The organism is Micromonospora wenchangensis (assembly GCF_002210435.1).
Classification (GTDB): domain Bacteria; phylum Actinomycetota; class Actinomycetes; order Mycobacteriales; family Micromonosporaceae; genus Micromonospora; species Micromonospora wenchangensis.
On sequence record NZ_MZMV01000074.1, the window covers coordinates 1 to 18,938 of the forward strand.

An 18,938-nucleotide genomic window follows, 5' to 3' on the forward strand; every position below is an offset into this window, starting at 1 on the left:
ACGTCCTCCTCGTAGCGGGAGCGCCGACCACCCGAGACCGGGGCCACGTCCTCCTCGTAGCGGGAGCGCCGACCGCCGGACACCGGGGCGACGTCCTCGTCGCGGCGGCGGGGCCGCTCGTCCCGGTCGTCCCGTTCGACGGTCCGGCGACGCGCGGCCGGTTCCAGGTCGCGCTCGCGGCGGGGGGCCGGCGCGGTCTCCTGGGTGGTACGACCCCGGCCGCCCCGGACGGGTTCGCGCAGGGTGCCGGGTTCGGGGACGACCGGGACGGTGAACCGCTCGGGGTCCCGACGCCGGGCGCTGCCGGTCGGCGCGTTCCAGGACGGGGCGAGGGCGGTCTCGGCCCAACTGCTCCGGCTCTCCTTCTCCTCCTCCTTCTTGCGGCCGAGCCCGGTGAGCAGCGTCCGGCCCTTGCCCTCGTCGACGCCCTTGCCCGTCATGGCCTTGTTCAGCGCGGCGGCCTGCTGCTGTTCGCGGCTGCGCTTGCCGAGGTAGACCGACAGCCGCACCATCAGCGCCACCACCACCAGCAGGACGCAGGCCAGGTAGCTGAGCACCACCCAGGACTTGGCGGCGCGGCCGGCGTTGAGGCCGTGGAACAGGGCGAACGGCCAGGACAGGTACGCCAGGGAGTGCAGGCTGCGCCAGAACCACTTGGGCCCGACCCCGGCGAAGCGGACCCGGATGATGCCGGTCCACAGCACGCTCACCATGAGGAAGGCGGCCACCGTGCCGAGCCCGACGTAGAGCCCGCTGCCGCCGATGAACGGCACCACGGCGTCGGTGGGTCCGGCCCGCCCGATGGCGATCTTGGTGATGACGTGGAAGACCAGGCCGACGACGCCGAGGATGCCGGTGGCCCGGTGCGCGGACTGCAGGAGCACCCGGTGTCGGATCATGAGGACCAGCCGGTCGGTGGCGAGCAGGCCCATCATCACGGTGAGGCTGAGCGACACCAGGGCGACCACCCCGGCGAAGAACTCGGTGAAGAAGAAGCCGTACGCGTACATCGCCGCGCCGTTGCCGGTCATCTCGACGCCGGCCCAGAGCAGCCCCAGCGCGGACGCCACCATCAGCGCCATCGTGCCCTTCGACACTGTCCGGACACCACGGCTGCTGGTGGAGGTCCGGACGGTCGCCGCCTTCTCGTTCTGCTGTGCCCGGGCCATCTGCTCCTCGATCGTCTAACGGCGGCGCCACCACCGGCCGACCCTGCTCCCACCTCCAGTACGGACCTCCGGCGCGTACGGATCAGTGCCGCCGCCGAAAATTCTCGGCGGATCGTCGAACCGGCCCGGTCCGGGACGCGTGTAGGGCCCGGCGTACGACGTCCCGCCGCGTGGCCGGCCGGGGATCGGGGGCCCGTCGGGACGATTCACGTCGGGTGGAGCTACCTGCCCATTAGAGTGGTTTCGTGGCTTTTGACCGGATGATCGAACGATGGGGCCGGGGGCCGCTCGTCGCCGTCGTCGGCGTACCGGCGCTGCTGGTGCTGGCCCTGCTCGTCGGGGTGGCGCTGCGCTCGGACGCACCCGCCCCGACCCGGCGGGCGGCGGCCCCGCCACCGACCGTGGCCGTCCCGCACGAGGACGAGACCGTGCCGCCCGCCGCACCGGCCCCACCCGGACTGCCTGTGATCGACTACGACCCGGCCCCCGCCGGTTTCCCGGCCGACCCGCACCCGCTCGACGTCACCCCGTTGACCGAGGGCGTCACCCCGACCCGGAACATCGCCGCGTACGACGCACCTGGTGGACGCCCCCGCGCCCTGCTCGCCCCCACCATCAGCGGGGTGGAGCTGACCATGCCGGTGGTGCAGCGGCGCACCGGCTGGACGGCGGTCCTGCTGCCCTCGGCGAGCCGTCGACTGGCCTGGCTGCCCGACGGGGGCTGGAGTCCGGTCGTCCTGCGCGACCAGATCGTGGTGCAGCGGCGCACCCACCAGCTCACCTGGTACCGGCACGGTCGACAGGTGCACACCTGGCCGGTAAGCCTCGGCCAGCCCGGCCAGGAGACCCCCCTCGGCCGCACCTTCATCCTCGGCACCACGCCGCCCCCCGAACCGGTCTACGGCGGGGTGGACGTCTTCGCCCTCGGCGCCGTCCCCGACGACCCGGAGGCGGTGCCCACCGGGCTGCGGGGCGCGCACATCGGCCTGCACACCTGGCAGGACGACGACACGCTCGGCGAGGACGTCACCAACGGCTGCATCCGGCTGACCCGCAGCGCCCAGCAGACCCTCCTCGACGAGGTACGCCCCGGCACCGAACTCGTCGTCGTCGACGCCCTGACCACGTCCTGAGCCCGGCCGCCCCACCCCGCGACCGGCACCGGTTCAGTCGCCGAGCAGCCAGCCGTTCTGTTCGGCGAGCCGGACGGCGGTGGCCCGGTTGCGGGCGCCGGTCTTGCCGATCGCCGCCGACAGGTGGTTACGGACCGTCCCCTCGGACAGGTGCAGCGCCGCCGCCAGGTCGGCCACCGTGCCACCGCCCCGGGCGGCGCGCAGCACCGCCGTCTCCCGTTCGGTCAGCGGGCTCGTCCCGGCCGCGAGGGTCTCCGCCGCCAGCGCCGGGTCGACCACCCGCAGCCCGGCGTGCACCCGGCGGACCGCGTCGGCGAGCTGCCGGGCCGGGGTGTCCTTGACCACGAAGCCGCCCGCCCCGGCCTCCATCGCCCGCCGCAGGTAGCCGGGTCGGCCGAAGGTGGTGACCACCAGCACCCGGCAGCCGGGCAGCGCGGCCCGCAGCGCGGCGGTCGCGGCGATGCCGTCCAGCCCCGGCATCTCCACGTCGAGCAGCGCCACGTCGGGGCCGGTGCGGCGGGCCGCGTCCACCACCTCGTCGCCCCGACCCACCTCGGCCACCACGTCGAGATCCGGTTCGAGCGACAGCAGCGCGGCCAGTGCGCCCCGAACCAGCGCCTGGTCGTCGGCGAGCAGCAGCCGGATCGGGTCGCTCACCGCTGCTCCACCGGCACGGTGACCCGCAGCAGGAACCCGGTGCCGTCCGGCCGCCGGCCGACCGTCACGGTGCCGTCGAGCCGCCCGCCGCGTTCCCGCAGGCCGAGCAGCCCGTGCCCGCCGTCGCCGGGCGGCTGCGGCCCGGCCGGCCCGCGCCCGTCGTCGGCGATCTCCACCCGGTCCGGGTGGACCCGGATCACGCACCGCCGCGCGCCGCTGTGCCGCACCACGTTCGTCACTCCCTCCCGGACCGCCCAGCCGAACAGTTCCTCCCGCGCCGCCGGCAGCGTCGGCAGGTCGTCCGGCAGGTCACCGATGATGCCCGCCGCCGCCAGCGCCGTCCGGGCGCCGGCCAGTTCGCCGCTCAGGCTGATCTCCCGGTACGCCCCGACGGTACGTCGCACGTCGGCCAGCGCCTGTCGGGCCAGCCGCTCGACGTCGGCGATCTCGGTGCCGGCGCGGGCCGGGTCCAGCTCCAGCAGCCGCCCGGCCAGTTCCGCCTTGACCGCCACCACGGTCAGCGAGTGCCCGAGGATGTCGTGCAGGTCGCGGGCGGTGCGGGCGCGTTCCTCGGCGACCGCGAGCCGGCGGATCTCGGCCTGCGCGGCCCGCAGTTCGCCGTTGCGCTGCGCCAGCCGGCTCACCCCGAACATGGCGAACGAGGCGAGCAGCACCGCGAAGACGACGGTGCTCTCCGCCTCCCAGCCGGGCACCAGCGCGGCGGCGACCGGTGGGGTCAGCGCGCACAGCACGACCACCACCAGGGCGTCCACCGGGGGCAGCAGGAACACCGCCGCCGCCGCGACGAAGACCAGGGTGGTCAGCCAGTCCCCCGCCGTGCCGGGGATGCCGGCCAGGCCCAACGCGAGCAGCAGCCCCACGGACGCCCGCGCCTGGCCGACCGGGATCGGCCGGTGCGCCTGGCGGAGGTTACGCGCCCACTGGAAGATCAGCACGTAGAGCACGCCGAAGGCGACCAGGGTGCCCACCCCCACCGCCCGCCGCCAGGGTTGCGCCTGGTGCACGGCAGTGAACAGCGGGATGTTGAGGAAGAACAGCCACACCCCGGCGAGCAGCCAGCCGGTGACCCGCCAGCGGCGGGTCACCGGCGACGGCCGGTCGAACGGGAGGTCCATCGGGTCCACGCTAGTCTGCGCCTTGCCGTGTCCGGGCCCGCCGGTGCGGGGCCACGGCTCAGACCCGCTGGGTGTCGCGGCGGAACAGCCGGGCCGCGCCGAGGGCGAAGCCCGCCGTCCAGCCGAGCACGTTGACGAGCACCCCGACGGTCACCGGGTCACCGGTCAGCGGCGCGCGGGCCAGTTGCCCCCCCCCCACACGGGGGTGAACTGGGCGATCCGCTGCATCACGTCGGGCAGCATCTCCACCGGCAGGAACAGGCCGCCGAACATGGCGAGCAGGGCGAGCACCGGCCCCATGAACTGCATGACGTTCTCGGCCGGGCCGAGGTAGCCGATGAGCAGCCCCAGCGCGGCGAAGACCAGCGAGCCGAGCCAGGCCGCCGCCCCGGCCAGCAGCCAGACGGACACCGGCAGCCGGACCCCGGCGGCGGCCCCGACCGCGAACTCGATCACGACCGCGACCAGCCCGAGCACCATCGCGGTGGCAACCTTCGTGGCGACGTACGCGGCAGGGTGCAGCGGGGTGAGCCGGAGCTGACGGCTCCAGCCCAGGGCCCGTTCCGTGGCGACCGCCGCGCCCGCGCTGGTGGTGGCGACCATCGCCCCGTAGACGGCGAGGCTGACCATGATCCAGGCGAGCACCTGCCGGCCGTTGGGCAGCGTCTCGCCGCGCTGCGGCAGGCCGAACAGCAGGAAGAACACCGCCGGCATGACCATGGTGAACAGCAGGGTCCGCCGGTTGCGCAGCACCCGGCGCATCTCGATCAGCAGCACCGTCGGGGAGAACCCGCCGAGGGCCGGCGGCCGGCGGTCCGCGGTAGGGGTGGTCAGGGCGGAGGTGGTCATCTCAGGCTCCAACGGTCGCGGTGGGGAGGACTTCGGCGGGGGCGGCGTCGGTGGCGGTCAGGGCCAGGAATGCGTCCTCCAGGTTGCGGGAGGTGATCTCCAGGTCCCGGGCCGCGGTGCGGGTGAGCAGGTGCCTGGCGACGGCGTCCGAGTCGCCGGTGCGGATCAGCACGGCGTCGCCGCGTACCTCGACGGCCTCCACGCCGGGCAGCGCGGCCAGGCCGGACTGGTCGGCGTCGGGCAGGGTGGCCCGGACGATCCGGCCGGCGGCCAGGTTCTTGATCTGCGCGGTGGTGCCGTCGGCGACCACCCGGCCCTGCCGGACCAGCACGATCCGGTCGGCGTACGCGTCGGCCTCGTCGAGGTAGTGGGTGGCGAAGATGATCGTCCGGCCGGATCGGGCGTCGGCGCGGATCGCCTGCCAGAAGTCGCGTCGGCCCTCGACGTCCATGCCGGTGGTCGGCTCGTCGAGGACCATCACGTCCGGGTCGGAGAGCAGGGCCAGCGCGAACCGCAGCCGCTGCTGCTGGCCCCCGGAACACTTGCCGACGAGCCGGTCGGCCAGGTCGGCGATCCCGGCCCGGGTCAGCACCTCGGTGACCGGCCGGGTCCGGCCGAAGAAGGACGCGGTCATCCGTACCGTCTCGGCGACGGTGAGATCCTTGAGCAGGCCGCCGCTCTGCATGACGGCGGCGACCCGGCCGTGGCGGACGGCCTCGGCGGGGGTGCCGCCGAGCAGCCGGACCTCCCCGGCGTCGGGACGGGCCAGGCCGAGCAGCATGTCGATCGTGGTGGTCTTGCCGGCGCCGTTGGGGCCGAGGAAGGCCACCACCTCGCCCGGGTCGATGGTCAGGTCGAGCCCGTCGACGGCGGTCACCGGCCCGAAGCTCTTCCGCAGGCCGCTCAACTCGACGGCCGGACACTCACTTCTCATGCCAACGAGCGTGCGCCGGCCGGGCCGCCCTTTCCCGGCCCGCCCGTCACCTTCCACCCGTGACAAATGTCAGCGGTGTCGCACCCGGTGTCCGTTCCGAACGCGAGCCGTATGCCTGCTGGGCATATTTATGACTGACAGGAATAGCGGTCCCCAGCGACCTGTGTCCGCCGGCCCACGCCGACCCCCGCCGACAGGCAGGCCCCCGGCGCGGGGCATCGGGCGGTGGAAGGTGGGTATGCCGCCGCGGTCGGGGCGAGGTCGGGGAGGACCGCATGGGGAACGCGTCGGACGGGCGGGTCGACACGGTGGTGTTCGTGCACGGGCTGTGGATGACACCACGCAGTTGGGAAGGCTGGGCCGAGCGGTACGCGGCACGCGGGTTCCGGGTGCTCGCCCCCGCCTGGCCGGGCTTCGACCGGGAGGTGACCGCGCTGCGCGCCGACCCCGGCACGATCGCCGGCACCACCCTGCGCCAGATCATCGACCACTACGCGGCGGTGATCCGCGAACTGCCCGGCGCACCGATCGTGATCGGCCACTCGTTCGGCGGGCTGGTCGCCCAGGTGCTTGCCGACCGGGGGCTCGGCGCGGCCGTCGTGGCGGTCGCGTCCGCCCCGGTCAAGGGGGTGCTCCGGCTGCCGATCAGCACGCTGCGGGCGTCGTACCCGGTGCTGCGCAGCCCGGTCAACCGGCACCGGGGGGTGCAGATCAGCCCGGACGAGTTCCGGTACGCCTTCGGCAACACCCTCCAGCCTGACGACTCCGACCGGGCCTGGCGGCGCTACGCCGTTCCCGCCGCCGGGCACGTGCTGTTCGAGGGGGCGTTCGCCAACCTCGACCCGCACTCCGCCGCGACCGTCGACACCGGCCGCGACGACCGCCCGCCGCTGCTGCTGATCGCCGGTGGCGAGGACCACGTGGCCCCGCCGTCGCTGGTCAAGGCGAACGCCGGGCTCTACCAGAAGTCGCGGGCGGTCACCGCGTACCACGAGTTCCCCGGCCGCTCGCACTTCACGGTGGGTGAGCCGGGCTGGGAGGCGGTCGCCGACTACGCCCTGGACTGGGCGGTACGCATGGCGCAGGCCCCGGCGACGGCGGGCGGCCCGTCCCGCCGCTGAGCCGGGACCGCCCCGCCGGACGGCGTACCCTCACCGCCACGCGCGCCGCCGGGAGCACTCGCCGTCGTGGTCGGGGCGGAGCAGGCAGCGCCGGCCGCCGGACAACGACCGGTCGCAGAACACCCAGTGGCGGACGTTCTGGTCGTCCTCGACGGAGACGGTGGTGCCGCCCGGGTCGGTCTGCGGCAGGACGTGCGTCCAGTGCGCCACCACCCGGGCCAGCCGCTGCGCGGAGAGCAGGTCGTTGGCGACGACCGGCAGGTGGATGACGAAGCGCCCGGTCACCGGTCCCACTCCCGTTCGTCGCGGCCGTGCGCCCGCTCGGCCTGCAGGTGGCAGAGCGCGATCCTGATCCGGCCGGTCTCCCGCCGGCTGCGCCGCAACGCCTCGTAGACGGCGGCCAGCTCACCGGCGACCTGGTCGAGGAACTCCCGTACCTCCTGCGGGTCGAGCCCGCGCCGCCCGAACCGCGCCGGCCGGAACCGCCACGCACGCACCTGCCACGGCAACAACCGATGGGGTACGCCAGGAAGACGCCCCACCGACGCCGACGCCGGCCGTCGGTCCTCCGGTATCCGGCGGAAGAAGTCACGCATGACGGAACCTGCCTCTCCTGACGATCGACCCGGGCGGGGGTGGGTCCACCGGCCCGCCGCGCACCCGCCGCCGCAACCCTCACCAGCCACACGACAACGGGCTCAGATGGCCACTGAGCAGCGGGAACTTCCCAGCGACCGCCGAAGCAGTCAAACACCGGAAGCCACTGATTGCAACGTCTCAATTGCACTGGGCGACCGCACGGCTAGCTATAGAAAGGCACTCTGTGTAATGTGTCCATTACTGCGGAGACGCGGGGCCGTCGAAAATGGACGGGAGGGTGTTCAGGCCAGCCGAGCCGGGAGGACGATGGTGTCACAATCCGTGACCGGGACGACGATGCTCCGACGCCAGATCGGGCGGAAGTTCGAGTCGTTGCGCAGGGCGGCCGGGCTGACGATGGAGCAGGCCGCCGAGCAACTGGACCGGGCACGGGCCACCCTGCACCGGATCGAGAACGGTGCCGAGCACGTCCGTTACCGGCAGGCCGACGTGCAGCAGATGCTCGACCTCTACGGGGCCTCCACCGAGGACAGCGAGTTGCTCCTGGCCATGACGGCAGCCACCCGGGAGAACAAGAACTGGTGGCACGACTACGTCGGCTCCGGCCTGCCCCGCTGGTTCCAGCTCTACATCGGACTGGAATCGGCGGCCTCACGCATCCGCCAGTACGAGTCCGAGCTGGTCCCCGGCCTGCTCCAAACCCGCGCCTACGCGGAACGTGTCTCCCGGCTCCCCAGCGGCGGGATCGACACCAGCGACGACGAGACACATCAGCGGGCCGTTCAACTTCGGGTGGAGCGACAGGCGTTGCTCACCCGGTTCTCCCCGCCGCAACTCAGCGTGATACTCAACGAGGCCGTGCTACGCCGACCGGTGGGCAGCAAGGAGATCATGGCCGAACAGCTTCATCAGATCGTCAAGGCCGCAGAACTACCCAACGTCACCGTGAGAGTGATGGAATTTTCTGCCGGACTACACGCCGGAATGACGGCTGGAGGTTTCTCGATGCTGGAGTTTCCCCGGGACGCCACCGGCAGGGAGGTGGAGCCGCCCGTGACCTACATCGAATCCGCGACGGGGGCGATCTACCTGGACAAGCCGCACGAGACGGCCGTGTATGGCGCCATCTGGGCCGACATGACGAGCCGTGTCCTCAATGAGTCCCGATCAATGAGCTTGATCCAGCGAGTAGCAGAGGAGTACTCCCGTGCCTGATCTGACCGGTGCCGTCTGGCGCAAGTCCACTCGCAGCAACGCTGGCGGCAACTGCGTCGAGGTCGCCGACAACCTCCCCGGCGTCGTCGGGATCCGCGACAGCAAGGACCCCACCGGCGCGGCGCTGGCCTTCACTCCTGGCTCCTGGGCGACCTTCGTTTACGGCGTCAAAGCAGAGTCACTGAACCCGGGGGCCACCGGGGAGTACGCCCATGCCTGACCTGAGCAGTGCCGTCTGGCGCAAATCCATCCACAGCAACAACGGCGGCAACTGCGTCGAGGTCGCCGACGACATACCCGGCGTCGTCGGGATCCGCGACAGCAAGGACCCGTCCGGTCCCGCTCTCACCTTCGCACCCCGGGCATGGACGCGATTCCTAACGAGTGTCAAGCAACAGCCGCCCCAGGGCTGAGAGAGACCGGACCGTCCCGGCCGTAGCGCTTCAGTCCTCGTCGAACTGGCGAAGCCATTCGAGATTCCGGGCGTGCTGCTCGTCACTGATCGGAGGCAGAGCTGCCAGTCGACTCCTCGTCGACTCAACCTCGTCCTCGGTGACGACGTAACCGAGCTGCGCCCGGCGCACCCGGAGGCCGTCCGCCCGCATTTTCCGACGGAGGACTCCCGCGATGAAACCGGACGTGTCGCCTTGGGCGCCTTCGACGTAGGCGGCCACGTCGTCGGGCAAGCTGATCGTGATACGGCGAGTCATACGCCCAGTATGGGTGCCGCACAACGACGATCGCCCCCATCACGTCATGAAGCGCCGCCACGCCGCCCAACCGCTGCCGCAGGAAGCGCCGGGTCAACGCCGACAGGAACGCCGCTGCTCGTTGTTGCTCGCCGCCCGCGCCTTCCCTCGACGTCCTCGCAGGTGGCCGCGACTTGCGCATCATGGCGAAGCTGGACCTTCCGGACGTCGTACCGCCCATCTCTGGGACCTCAATCGACAGACCATTCCGAATGACTCGTAGCCTCGGCCGGAGGCACGTTACGAGTGCCGCTATGTAGCGGTAGAGTGGCCGCCGAACTGCACTGGCGTTCTGAATCCGGCAAGCTAATTCAGTACCAGAATCAGGTCGAGTCCTTGATCCGGGTGATAACTCCAAGACGCTCGAATCTCCCCCCACTGAGCCGACTGCCTGCCGTCCAGAGCACGAGTTGAATCCATCTCAGAAAGAACGTGATCGGGCGCGCCCAGCTCATTTAGAATGCACACAATATCCGTGTAAGCTAGACCGGAATCCTCCTCACCTCGGCCATCCAAGGTCAGCGAATTACCCCCGTCTCCGATGCGTGCATCCGCTGATACAACTGAACACTTATCAGTTGCCAGGACCAACTTGGACTTGCCCTGCTCCACGCCGACGGCATCAGAGGGATTGAACACCAATGCACCCACGCCAAGCCCAGCGCCGAATAGAAGGATGCCTCCCCCGACCGCAAGGAGAAGTTTCCATACCCCAACTGGGCGTGCAGGCTTCCGAAAAGGCGGAGCACCTAGCGATTCAGCAAGAGCGCTCAACTCTTCGGAACTCATGGAACTGATTTCAGCATCGGTCGGATATCGATCACTGGAATGCTCAGGATGCGGAGGGCCGGAAATCATTTATCGTCCTCCTACCATGGCGACACAAAGGGCCTGGCCAGTGTCCACCAAAGACATCATTTACCACAAGAGAGTCTATTGCAAACCACCCAAAAGGCAGCATCTACCATGCTTCGCGATAGCCGCCGCAGAGCAATATATTTTAGTGCCACACAACATTACCAATTAGTGTCGGGCTTCTGACAGCCGCGGGATCTTCCCCACTGACAACTCATTGCGGTGGACGACCACGTGGTGGGGCACGTCGGGCCGAGCAGGACCCAGGCGGCAGCGGCATTGCGGCGAAACTCCCGGAAACAGGCATACTCTACATAGAGCTTTGAAGGCTCACATGAGTTTGGAGGTCCCCGCTCACCAAGGATGCGGACCGCGTTATGGCACGTGGAGCTGGCTACACGTCGGTACGGGCTGCTGTTATGTGCTCGACCACCAAAATCCGCCCAGGCGAAAATTCTGCTGCATCGGACGGAACCCACACCAACTCTCGGGTCGACATGCCCGACGTCGATTCGGCAAGGCGATGCTCACCGCTCCACTCACCTTCATTCGCGAATCATGCAGGCCACGCCGCCGGTCACCTGCCACCCGACCCTTGGGTGATTTCAGGGCCGGTGCTGCTGCGGGGGCAACCCCACGTGCACCCCGCCGGAGATGTCGCGCGCCTGCACCACCGGGCCGGTCACCTGACCCGACACCGTGTTGGTCACCGCGTCCGCCCGTACGGTCGTCTGGTGGAAGCTCGCCCAGCGGCGGCGTAGCTCCTGGTCGAAGTCCGGATCATGGGCGGCGGCGTCGGCCAGTGCCCGGCGCACCGCGACGGCCCGGTCGTCGCCCCCGCCGGACGCGGGCTCGGCGGCGAGCGCGGCCCGCAGCGCGCGGTGCTCTGCCGCCTTCCGGCGGACGAGGCGCATCACCGACGCGAGGGCTTCCCGCGCCGCGTCGCCGAGGCCCTCGACGGCGCGGGTCGACAGTGCCACGGCGACCGCCGTGAGAATCGGGTCATCCATCCTGTTTCCCCTGCTGCTCCGGCGCGGCGTCGTGGTGGTCGAGGGCGGCCAGGCGTCGTCGTACGTCCGCCGCGAGAGGGTCGTCGAGTTCCAGCAGCGTCAGCAGCGCGTCGGCCAGGGCTTCGCGGGCGGCGTGCGGCTGGTCGAGCCGGAGGTGGGCGTCGCCCTCGTACGAGCGGGCCAGGGCCGCGTGCCGACGGTCACCGAGGTCGCGGAACAGCGCGGCGGCCGAGGTCACCGCCGCCAGGGCCGGGGCGGGCTCACCGGCGTGCAGCAGCGTCTGCCCACGGTGGAGTGCCACCAGCGCCTGACTCCACCGGTTCCGCAGCCGCTCGAACACCCGCGTCGCGTCGTCGTACGAAACGAGCGCCGCAGCGTAGCGACCCGCGCCGCGCTGCGCGTTGCCGAGGCTCATCAGGGCCAGGCCGGTCCCGCGTTCCTCGCCCAGTTGCCGGAAGGTCCGCAGCGCCTCCCGGGCGTAGCGGGTCGCCTCGGCGAAGTCACCCCGGTCCTCGTCGACGAGGCCGCATCCGCGCAGGGCGTAGCCGGTGGTCCAGGCGTCGCCGACGTCCCGCGCGGCCTCCAGGGAGCCGGCGTAGCAGCGCCGGGCCTCGTCGAGGTCCCCCCGGTCCCACCAGGCGTCACCGAGGCTGAGCAGCAGCCACCCTTCGGCACGGCGGTCACCCAGGTGACGGGCGCAGTCCAGGCCCGCCAGGTGGCTGTCGATCCACGCCTGCCAGTAGGACCGGCGCTCGAAGAAGGCCATGCTGGCGAGCGCGATCTGCCAGCCGAGCCGGTGGTGGCCCCACCCGGGCGCGGCGCGGACCACGTCGAGCAGGTTGAGCCGTTCGTGCTCGCACCACTTCAGGGCGTCGTCGAGCGTCGTGTCGGGTGGGACGTCGACGTCGGGCAGGGGCCGGCCCTGCGGAAGGATCGCCCGGTAGGCCGCGTAGGTGTGGTGCAGGTACCAGCGCAGCAGTCGCTCCCGGGCGGCGTGGACGGCCTCCGGGCTCTCGTCGAGGGTCGCTCGTTCCATCGCGTACAGCCTCAGCAGATCGTGCAGGCGGAACCGGTGCGGTCCGCTGCGGGTGAGCAGGTGCAGTCCGACGAGCGAATCGAGGTGGCGGCGCGCGACCGAGGGGACGGTCCCGGTGAGCCGGGCCGCCGCGTCGACCGCGATGTCGGCTCCGGGGTGCAGGCCGACCAGCCGGAACACCCGCGCCGTCTCGGCCCCCAACGCCTGGTACGACCAGGAGAAGACCGTCCGTACGGCCGACAGGTCGTCGTCCTCGACGGCCAGGGCGTCGAGACGGCTCTCCTCGGCGGCCAACTCCTCCACCAGTTCCGCGAGCGGCCGTTCCTCGTCGAGCCGGGCGCGGTCGGCGACGATCCGCAGGGCGAGTGGCAGGTGCGAGCAGAGCGCGATCAGCCGGGCCACCGCCTCGGGTTGCCCGTCGACCCGCTCGGCGCCGATGGTGACCCTGAGCAGCCTGGTCGCGTCGTGGCGCGACAACACGTCCAACACCGCCCGGATGGCACCGTCGCGGACGGTCAGCCCGGAGAGCCGGCTGCGACTCGTGATGATCACCATGCAACTCGGTGCGGCGGGGAGCAGCGGCCGTACCTGCTCGGCGGTGGCGGCGTTGTCGAGCAGGATCAGCATCCGCCGGCCGGTGGTCAGCGACCGGTAGAGCGCGGTCCGGTCGTGCAGGTCCCGGGGCACCTTGTCGGCGGGCACGTCCATCGCCCGGAGGAATCCGTCGAGGGCCTCGTGGGGGGTCAGTGGCGGAACCGCATCGTATCCGCGCAGGTTGATGTAGAGGTCCCCGTCGGGAAAGCGTTGCCGCACCCGGTGCGCCCAGTGCACGGCCAGCGCCGTCTTTCCCACTCCGGCGCTGCCCGAGATCGTGGAGATGGTGACGACGGGCAGTTGCGCCTTGTCGGTGATCAGTTCGACCTCGTCGAGCAGCGAGTCGAGTTGCTGAATGTGCACCTCGCGGTCGATGAACCCCTTGGTCGCGGGAGGCAACTGCCGCGGTGACGGCAGTGGCGTTTCCGTGATCGTGCGCAGGTTCACGTCGCCCTGAATGAGCCCGGCCTGGACCACCGCCCCGCTGCGGCCGGAGAAATCGTTGTCCACCCGGCCCCGGTCGTCACTCATGACACCGGCCGCGCACCTGTCGGCGGGCCGGAAGGACGCCCGACGCATTGACGTCCGACAGTCCGTGCCGACCCGGCGACATCGCGGTGCCGATCAGGCCGCTGCCGCGACGGTGCCGGGCGGCGTCGGGAACGGGGTGGCCCTCGTCCAGGCCCGGTCGCGGCACTGGCAGTGCCTCAACACCTCCGCCGGGTCGTCGGTGGTGCTGAAGCCCACGAACCGGTCGTCGTCGGTGAAGTGCAGGAACGCGACGAGTTGCGAGTCGAACAACCAGAAGTCGTACCGCGGCAGGGTCAGCTCGGTCGCCCGGCGGCGGTCGAGGTAGCGGATGTCCTCGCCCGCCGCGAGGTTGTGGGGCGTCACCGACATCTCGAACCGCAGGTAGTCGCTCGGTGGCTCGTCGACGACCCGGACCCGCTCCACCCGCTTGCCCTTCGCCGTCTCGGCCCGCATCAGGTCGAGCCACGGCCGCAGCCAGTCGACGCCCGGGTCACCCCCGGCGAGAAAGACCTGGAACGGCTCGTCCTCGGCGGGCACGCCGTACGACCGGCGGACCTCCAACTTGAAGGCGGCGTGGTGGAAGTCGGCGAAGAGGCGTTGGAAAGCGGCGGGGTCGGTGACGAGCGACCCCATGTCAGTCCTTCTGCTCGAACCAGGTCATGAGTCGGCGGGGCACCACGACGAACGTCTCGTCGGGCAGTACGTCGCGCAGTTGGGCGAGCGCCTCCGGGTCGGTCAACCGGTAGCCCTGCACCACGATGTCGCCATTGTCGGTCTCGTACAGGCTCGGGCACGAGCCGGAGTTGCTGGATGTGGTGAGAAAGCGCAGTTTCATGGTCCCTCCCCGAAGTCGACAACTACAGATAGTAGTCATTCGTGTACGCCGACTTCAAGGACATTCAGCGCCGAGTCACCTCACCGACAAAAAGCGAGTGCCCTCGGTGACATATTCATATCCACTGTGGAATTCTCGTTTCCGCCGATGTCAGGGACCACCATTCCCGGGATACGCCGGGATGCGCCCGACCGGCGTACCGTCACCGATCGCCCAATCGCCGCCACAGGAAGCGCAGCGTCAACGCCGACAGGAACGCCCGCTGCTCGTTGTTGCTCGCCGCACCGTGCCCACCCTCCACGTTCTCGTAGTACGACACGTCCTGGCCGTACGCGCCCAGCAGGGCGGCCATCTTCCGGGCGTGCCCCGGGTGCACCCGGTCGTCGCGGGTCGAGGTGACGAGCAGGACCGGCGGGTACGTCACCCCCGGCCGCACGTTGTGGTACGGCGAGTACCCCCGCAGGAACGCCCAGTCGTCCGGATCGTCCGGATCGCCGTACTCGGCCGTCCAGGACGCCCCGGCGAGCAGCAGGTGGTAGCGCCGCATGTCCAGCAGCGGCACGTTCGCCACCACCGCGCCGACCAGCGTCGGGTAGCGGGTCAGCATCGCCCCCATCAGCAGCCCGCCGTTGCTGCCGCCCTCGATGCCGAGCTGCCGCGTGGTGGTGATCCCCCGGGCCACCAGGTCGGCGGCGACGGCGGCGAAGTCCTCGTACGCCCGGGGGCGGTTCTCGCGCAGCGCCGCCCGGTGCCAGCGCGGGCCGTACTCCCCGCCGCCCCGGATGTTCGCCACCACGTAGGTGCCGCCCCGGGCCAGCCAGCCCCGGCCGAGCACCCCGTCGTAGTGCGGCGTCAGCGAGACCTCGAACCCGCCGTACCCGGTGAGCAGGGTCGGCCGGGCGGACGCCGTCGGGTCGCCGACCACCGAGTACGGCACCCGGGTGCCGTCGGCGGAGGTGGCGAAGAACTGGCGCACGGTCAGGCCGGTGGCGTCGAAGAACGCCGGTTCCCGCTTGAGGGTCTCGACCGGGCCGCCGACGCGCCCCAGCCGCAGCGTCGCCGGCCGCAGGTAGCCGGTGGCGGCGATCAGGTAGTCGTCACCGAGGTCCGGATCGGTGTCCACGATCCAGGGATCGTCGCCCTCCGGCACCCCGGCCAGCGGCGTCCGCCGCCAGCCCGACGCGCCGTCGGGGGTCAGCACCTCCAACCGCCGCCGTACGTCGACCAGGGTGGCCAGGATCAGGTGGTGCCGGGTCCAGACGTGGTAGCCCAACGCGGTCCGCCCGTCGGGCTCGAACAGCACGGTGAGGTCGCGGCCCCCGGCGACGAAGTCGTCGAACCGGGTCGCCAGCAGCGCCCCGGCCGGGTGGGTGACCCCGGCGACCTCCCACGGGGTACGCAGCCGGACCAGCAGCCACTCCCGGTGCACGTCCCACTGGGCGTCCTCGGGCACCGGGACCGGGACCTGCCCGCCGTCGGGGGTCAGCAGGAAGCTGCGGGTCCGGTAGAAGTCCAGGCTGCGTGCGACGAAGTCCCGTTCGTACCCGGGTGTCGGATCGTGCGAGGCGTACGCGGAGACGTCGTCGTCCTGCCCCTCGTAGACGATCTCGGCCTCGCTCAACGGGGTGCCCCGCCGCCACCGGCGGATCACCCTCGGATAGCCGGAAACGGTCAGCGACCCGGGGCCGAGGTCGGTGCCGACGTAGATCCGGTCGGCGTCGATCCAGGTGACGTCGCTCTTGGCCTCGGCGAGGGTGAACCCGTCGGGCACGAAGGCGCGGGTGTCGAGGTCGTACTCGCGGACCACCACCGCGTCCTTGCCGCCCCGGGACAGGCTGACCAGGCAACGGCGGTGGCCGGGCTTCAGCACCGTCACCCCGTCCCAGACCCAGTTCTCGTCCTCGGCGGCGGCCAGCGCGTCCAGGTCGAGCAGCACGTCCCAGGCCGGCTCAGGCCGCCGGTACTCCGCCAGCGTGGTACGCCGCCACAGCCCCCGGGGGTGCGCCGCGTCCCGCCAGTAGTCGTAGTAGAACCCGTCGCCGCGCCAACCCGGGTACGGGATGCGGTCGTCGGCGTCGAGCACCTGCCGGATCTCGGCCTGCATCGCGCTGAACGCGTCGTCGCCGGTCAGCGCCGCGACGGTCGCCGCGTTGCGCTCGCGGACCCAGGCGGCGGCCGGGTCCGCGTCCAGCTCCTCCAACCAGCGGTACGGGTCGTCACCCTCATCGATCAGCGTCACCCCGTCCACTATTCCCGACCGGTCAACCGGACAGACACCCCTTACCGGGCCCGGATGCCGGGACCCGTCGCGCTGCTCTGGCATGGGTGCGGCGGCGCCGGGTATGAGCGGGGCATGAGGGCGAGCTTCCGGCTTGGCCGGATCGCGGGGGTACCCGTCGGGGTCAACTGGAGCGTCCTGGTCATCTTCGTGCTGATCGCGTGGGTGCTGTCGGCCAACCAGTTCCCCCGCTCCTACCCCGACCGGCCCGGCTGGGCGTACCTGCTGGCCGGGCTCGCGGCGGCGGTGGTCTTCTTCGTCGGCCTGCTGGCCCACGAGGTGTCGCACGCGGTGGTGGCGAAACGCAACGGCCTCCGGGTGGAGGGGATCACGCTGTGGTTGTTCGGCGGCGTCGCGGAGCTGCGCGGCGAGCCCTCCGACCCGGGCGCGGAGCTGCGCATCTCCGGGGTCGGCCCACTGGTCAGCCTGGTCCTCGGGGTGTTCTTCGGGGCGATCGCGGTGCTGCTGGCGCTGGCCGGGCAGGAGGGGCTGCTGCTCGGCTCGGTGTCCTGGCTGGCCGGGATCAACGTGCTGCTGGCGGTGTTCAACATCCTGCCGGCCGCCCCGCTCGACGGGGGCCGGTTGCTGCGCGCCGCCGTGTGGAAGGCCACCGGCGACCGGGCCAGGGCGTCGGTGGTGGCCGCCCGCGCCGGCTGGGTGCTCGGCGTGCTCCTGATCGGCCTGGGCCTCTGGCAGTTCCTGGCCGGCTACGGGGTGGGCGGGCTGTGGCTGGCGTTGATCGGCTGGTTCCTGATCGGCGCGGCCGGGATGGAGGAACGCCAGGCCCGGCTGGGCAGCGCGCTGACCGGCGTCCGGGTCGGTGAGGTGATGACCCCGCAGCCGCAGACCGCGTCGGCGGAGATGACCGTCGCCGACTTCGTCGACCACTACCTGTTCGCCTACCGGCACACGGCGCTGCCGCTGACCGAGGACGGCCGGCCCGTCGGCCTGGTCACCCTGGACCGGGTACGCGGCGTCCCGCCCGACCGGCGGGCCGCCACCACGCTGGCCGAGGTCGCCTGCCGGGCCGACGACCTGGTGCTGGCCCGGCCGGAGGAACAGCTCAACGACCTGCTCCCCCGGCTCAGCGAGTGCTCCGACGGTCGCGCCCTGGTGGTGACCGGCGACCAGCTCGTCGGCATCGTCTCCCCCAGCGACATCAGCCGCGCCGTCCAACGCAGCACCCTGCGCCCCCACCCCGCCGGGTGACGGCCGGCGGGGCCGCAGGGCGGGGCCGCAACTGGGCCGATGTTGCGGCATCCGCAGCACGCGGACCCCGCGACATCGCCCCCACTCGGCCCGGTCAGGCAGTGCCGGCCCGCTCCACCGGGATCCACAGCTCGGCGTCGGCGTGGGTGCCGCCGGCCGCGATGCGGACACTGGAGATCTCCGGACCCGGCCGGCTCCGGTACGGATTCGACGGGAACCACTGGGTGAACACGTCCCGCCACAGGTGCTGCACGGCCGCCGGGAACTCCCCGGAGGCCGCGAAGACCGCCCAGGTCCCCGCCGGCACGTCGAGCGCCTCCAGGTCGTCCGGCACGTCCGCGCCGGTCACCGCGCCGTACCAGTAGTCCAGCTCGACGCCCTCGGAACGGTCCTCGCCGGGCAGGTCGCTGGCGTTGACGATGCCCGCCGGCTCCTGGTCGGACAGGGCCCCGATCCGGGCCGTCGTCTCCGCCGGAATGCCCCTGACGAACGCCACGATCGCCGGGTTCATCCCCTCGTGCACCAGGGGCACCCGGGCCCGCCGACCCGCCAGCCGGAACGCCGGCTTCTCCACCACCCGGTACCGCATGCTGCCACTCCCCTCGACGACGAGCCGGAAGGACAACCGCTGCTGGGAGTGCAGCACGGCCCCCGTACGCCGCGCCTCACCCGGCCCGATGCCGTGCATCGCCCGGAACGCCCGGGTGAACGCCTCGGTCGAGCCGTACCCGTGGCGGACCGCGACGTCGAGCAACGTCCGCTCACCCGCCAGCACCTCGGCCGCCGCGACGGTGAGCCGCCGTCGGCGGACGTACTCCGACAGGGGCATCCCGGCCAACGCCGAGAACATCCGGCGGAAGTGGTACTCCGAGGTGAGGGTGATCCGCGCCAGGTCGGCCACCTCGATCGGTCCGGCGAGGTGCCGTTCCACGTGCGCCAGGGCCTCGTTCAGCCGCTCCAGCACCTGATCTCCTTCCGCTTGCGTGATCGACGCCAGGCAGCCGGAAGCGGCCGGACCCGACTTCCG

General features: G+C 71.6%; 21 protein-coding genes. 6 read left to right on the top strand and 15 right to left on the bottom strand.

Translation table 11 applies throughout. The features are described from left to right. Positions 1 to 1,169 (bottom strand): ferric reductase-like transmembrane domain-containing protein (locus B5D80_RS28615; protein WP_088647046.1); only part of this gene is annotated, 1,169 nt, incomplete at its 3' end. A gap of 245 nt (positions 1,170 to 1,414) precedes the next feature. Here B5D80_RS28615 and B5D80_RS28620 point away from each other — a divergent pair. Beyond that, complete coding sequence (locus B5D80_RS28620) at positions 1,415 to 2,302, top strand: L,D-transpeptidase (RefSeq protein ID WP_245855043.1); 888 nt, start codon at positions 1,415 to 1,417, stop codon at positions 2,300 to 2,302. A 33-nt stretch (positions 2,303 to 2,335) separates the two neighbouring features. Here the strand turns inward: B5D80_RS28620 and B5D80_RS28625 are convergent, their stop codons facing one another. The 4 genes from B5D80_RS28625 to B5D80_RS28640 all read right to left on the bottom strand — a co-directional run bounded on the left by B5D80_RS28625 (position 2,336) and on the right by B5D80_RS28640 (position 5,878). Next, a complete protein-coding gene (locus B5D80_RS28625) occupies positions 2,336 to 2,959 on the bottom strand; it encodes a response regulator transcription factor (protein WP_088647048.1) in 624 nt (207 codons plus the stop codon). Continuing rightward, entirely contained in the window at positions 2,956 to 4,095 is a 1,140-nt protein-coding gene (locus tag B5D80_RS28630) for a sensor histidine kinase (protein ID WP_088647049.1), read from the bottom strand. Before B5D80_RS28630 ends, B5D80_RS28625 begins: the two co-directional genes overlap by 4 nt. A 165-nt stretch (positions 4,096 to 4,260) precedes the next feature. Further along, positions 4,261 to 4,944, bottom strand: coding sequence for an ABC transporter permease (locus B5D80_RS28635; RefSeq protein WP_245855044.1), 684 nt, complete (start codon positions 4,942 to 4,944; stop codon positions 4,261 to 4,263). A gap of 1 nt (position 4,945) precedes the next feature. Continuing rightward, a complete protein-coding gene (locus B5D80_RS28640) occupies positions 4,946 to 5,878 on the bottom strand; it encodes an ABC transporter ATP-binding protein (RefSeq protein WP_088647050.1) in 933 nt (310 codons plus the stop codon). A gap of 275 nt (positions 5,879 to 6,153) precedes the next feature. On the opposite strand from B5D80_RS28640, the gene B5D80_RS28645 reads away from it, so the two are divergent. Next, positions 6,154 to 6,999, top strand: a complete 846-nt coding sequence (locus tag B5D80_RS28645; protein WP_088647051.1) for an alpha/beta hydrolase — start codon at positions 6,154 to 6,156, stop codon at positions 6,997 to 6,999. Positions 7,000 to 7,029: 30 nt separating this feature from the next. Here B5D80_RS28645 and B5D80_RS28650 read toward each other — a convergent pair whose 3' ends face one another. Together B5D80_RS28650 and B5D80_RS28655 are read right to left on the bottom strand one after the other, a co-directional pair. After that, positions 7,030 to 7,284: a hypothetical protein gene (locus tag B5D80_RS28650; protein WP_088647075.1), complete on the bottom strand. Its 255-nt coding sequence runs from the start codon at positions 7,282 to 7,284 to the stop codon at positions 7,030 to 7,032. After that, positions 7,281 to 7,595, bottom strand: coding sequence for a DivIVA domain-containing protein (locus B5D80_RS28655; protein WP_088647052.1), 315 nt, complete (start codon positions 7,593 to 7,595; stop codon positions 7,281 to 7,283). Before B5D80_RS28655 ends, B5D80_RS28650 begins: the two co-directional genes overlap by 4 nt. Positions 7,596 to 7,935: 340 nt before the next feature. Here B5D80_RS28655 and B5D80_RS28660 point away from each other — a divergent pair, with 340 nt between their 5' ends. The 3 genes from B5D80_RS28660 to B5D80_RS28670 are packed head-to-tail and all read left to right on the top strand — an operon-like array spanning position 7,936 to position 9,227. Continuing rightward, entirely contained in the window at positions 7,936 to 8,814 is an 879-nt protein-coding gene (locus B5D80_RS28660; RefSeq protein ID WP_211291691.1) for a helix-turn-helix domain-containing protein, read from the top strand. Next, on the top strand, positions 8,807 to 9,034 hold the full coding sequence (locus B5D80_RS28665; protein WP_088647053.1) for a DUF397 domain-containing protein: 228 nt from the start codon (positions 8,807 to 8,809) through the stop codon (positions 9,032 to 9,034). The genes B5D80_RS28660 and B5D80_RS28665 overlap by 8 nt, the downstream gene beginning before the upstream one ends. Next, positions 9,027 to 9,227 (top strand): DUF397 domain-containing protein, encoded by a 201-nt coding sequence (locus tag B5D80_RS28670; RefSeq protein WP_088647054.1) that lies wholly within the window; start codon positions 9,027 to 9,029, stop codon positions 9,225 to 9,227. Before B5D80_RS28665 ends, B5D80_RS28670 begins: the two co-directional genes overlap by 8 nt. Positions 9,228 to 9,257: 30 nt before the next feature. On the opposite strand, the gene B5D80_RS28675 is transcribed toward B5D80_RS28670, so the two are convergent. From B5D80_RS28675 to B5D80_RS28705, 7 genes are all read right to left on the bottom strand, one after another. Further along, the gene (locus B5D80_RS28675) at positions 9,258 to 9,500 is read right to left on the bottom strand and encodes a hypothetical protein (protein ID WP_144081792.1); all 243 of its coding nucleotides are present in this window, start codon (positions 9,498 to 9,500) and stop codon (positions 9,258 to 9,260) included. Positions 9,501 to 9,869: 369 nt separating this feature from the next. Further along, on the bottom strand, positions 9,870 to 10,421 hold the full coding sequence (locus B5D80_RS33975) for a hypothetical protein (protein ID WP_211291688.1): 552 nt from the start codon (positions 10,419 to 10,421) through the stop codon (positions 9,870 to 9,872). A 602-nt stretch (positions 10,422 to 11,023) separates the two neighbouring features. Next, complete coding sequence (locus B5D80_RS28685) at positions 11,024 to 11,428, bottom strand: hypothetical protein (protein WP_088647057.1); 405 nt, start codon at positions 11,426 to 11,428, stop codon at positions 11,024 to 11,026. After that, complete coding sequence (locus tag B5D80_RS28690) at positions 11,421 to 13,589, bottom strand: ATP-binding protein (RefSeq protein ID WP_088647058.1); 2,169 nt, start codon at positions 13,587 to 13,589, stop codon at positions 11,421 to 11,423. Before B5D80_RS28690 ends, B5D80_RS28685 begins: the two co-directional genes overlap by 8 nt. A 93-nt stretch (positions 13,590 to 13,682) precedes the next feature. Further along, complete coding sequence (locus tag B5D80_RS28695) at positions 13,683 to 14,222, bottom strand: DUF6879 family protein (RefSeq protein ID WP_088647059.1); 540 nt, start codon at positions 14,220 to 14,222, stop codon at positions 13,683 to 13,685. A gap of 1 nt (position 14,223) precedes the next feature. Then, positions 14,224 to 14,424 (bottom strand): hypothetical protein, encoded by a 201-nt coding sequence (locus B5D80_RS28700; RefSeq protein ID WP_088647060.1) that lies wholly within the window; start codon positions 14,422 to 14,424, stop codon positions 14,224 to 14,226. 202 nt (positions 14,425 to 14,626) lie between these two features. After that, positions 14,627 to 16,663 (bottom strand): prolyl oligopeptidase family serine peptidase, encoded by a 2,037-nt coding sequence (locus tag B5D80_RS28705; RefSeq protein WP_245855045.1) that lies wholly within the window; start codon positions 16,661 to 16,663, stop codon positions 14,627 to 14,629. A gap of 114 nt (positions 16,664 to 16,777) precedes the next feature. Here B5D80_RS28705 and B5D80_RS28710 point away from each other — a divergent pair, with 114 nt between their 5' ends. Beyond that, complete coding sequence (locus B5D80_RS28710) at positions 16,778 to 17,911, top strand: site-2 protease family protein (RefSeq protein ID WP_088647062.1); 1,134 nt, start codon at positions 16,778 to 16,780, stop codon at positions 17,909 to 17,911. A gap of 94 nt (positions 17,912 to 18,005) precedes the next feature. On the opposite strand, the gene B5D80_RS28715 is transcribed toward B5D80_RS28710, so the two are convergent. Continuing rightward, positions 18,006 to 18,875: an AraC family transcriptional regulator gene (locus tag B5D80_RS28715; protein ID WP_088647063.1), complete on the bottom strand. Its 870-nt coding sequence runs from the start codon at positions 18,873 to 18,875 to the stop codon at positions 18,006 to 18,008. Positions 18,876 to 18,938: the final 63 nt, after the last annotated feature.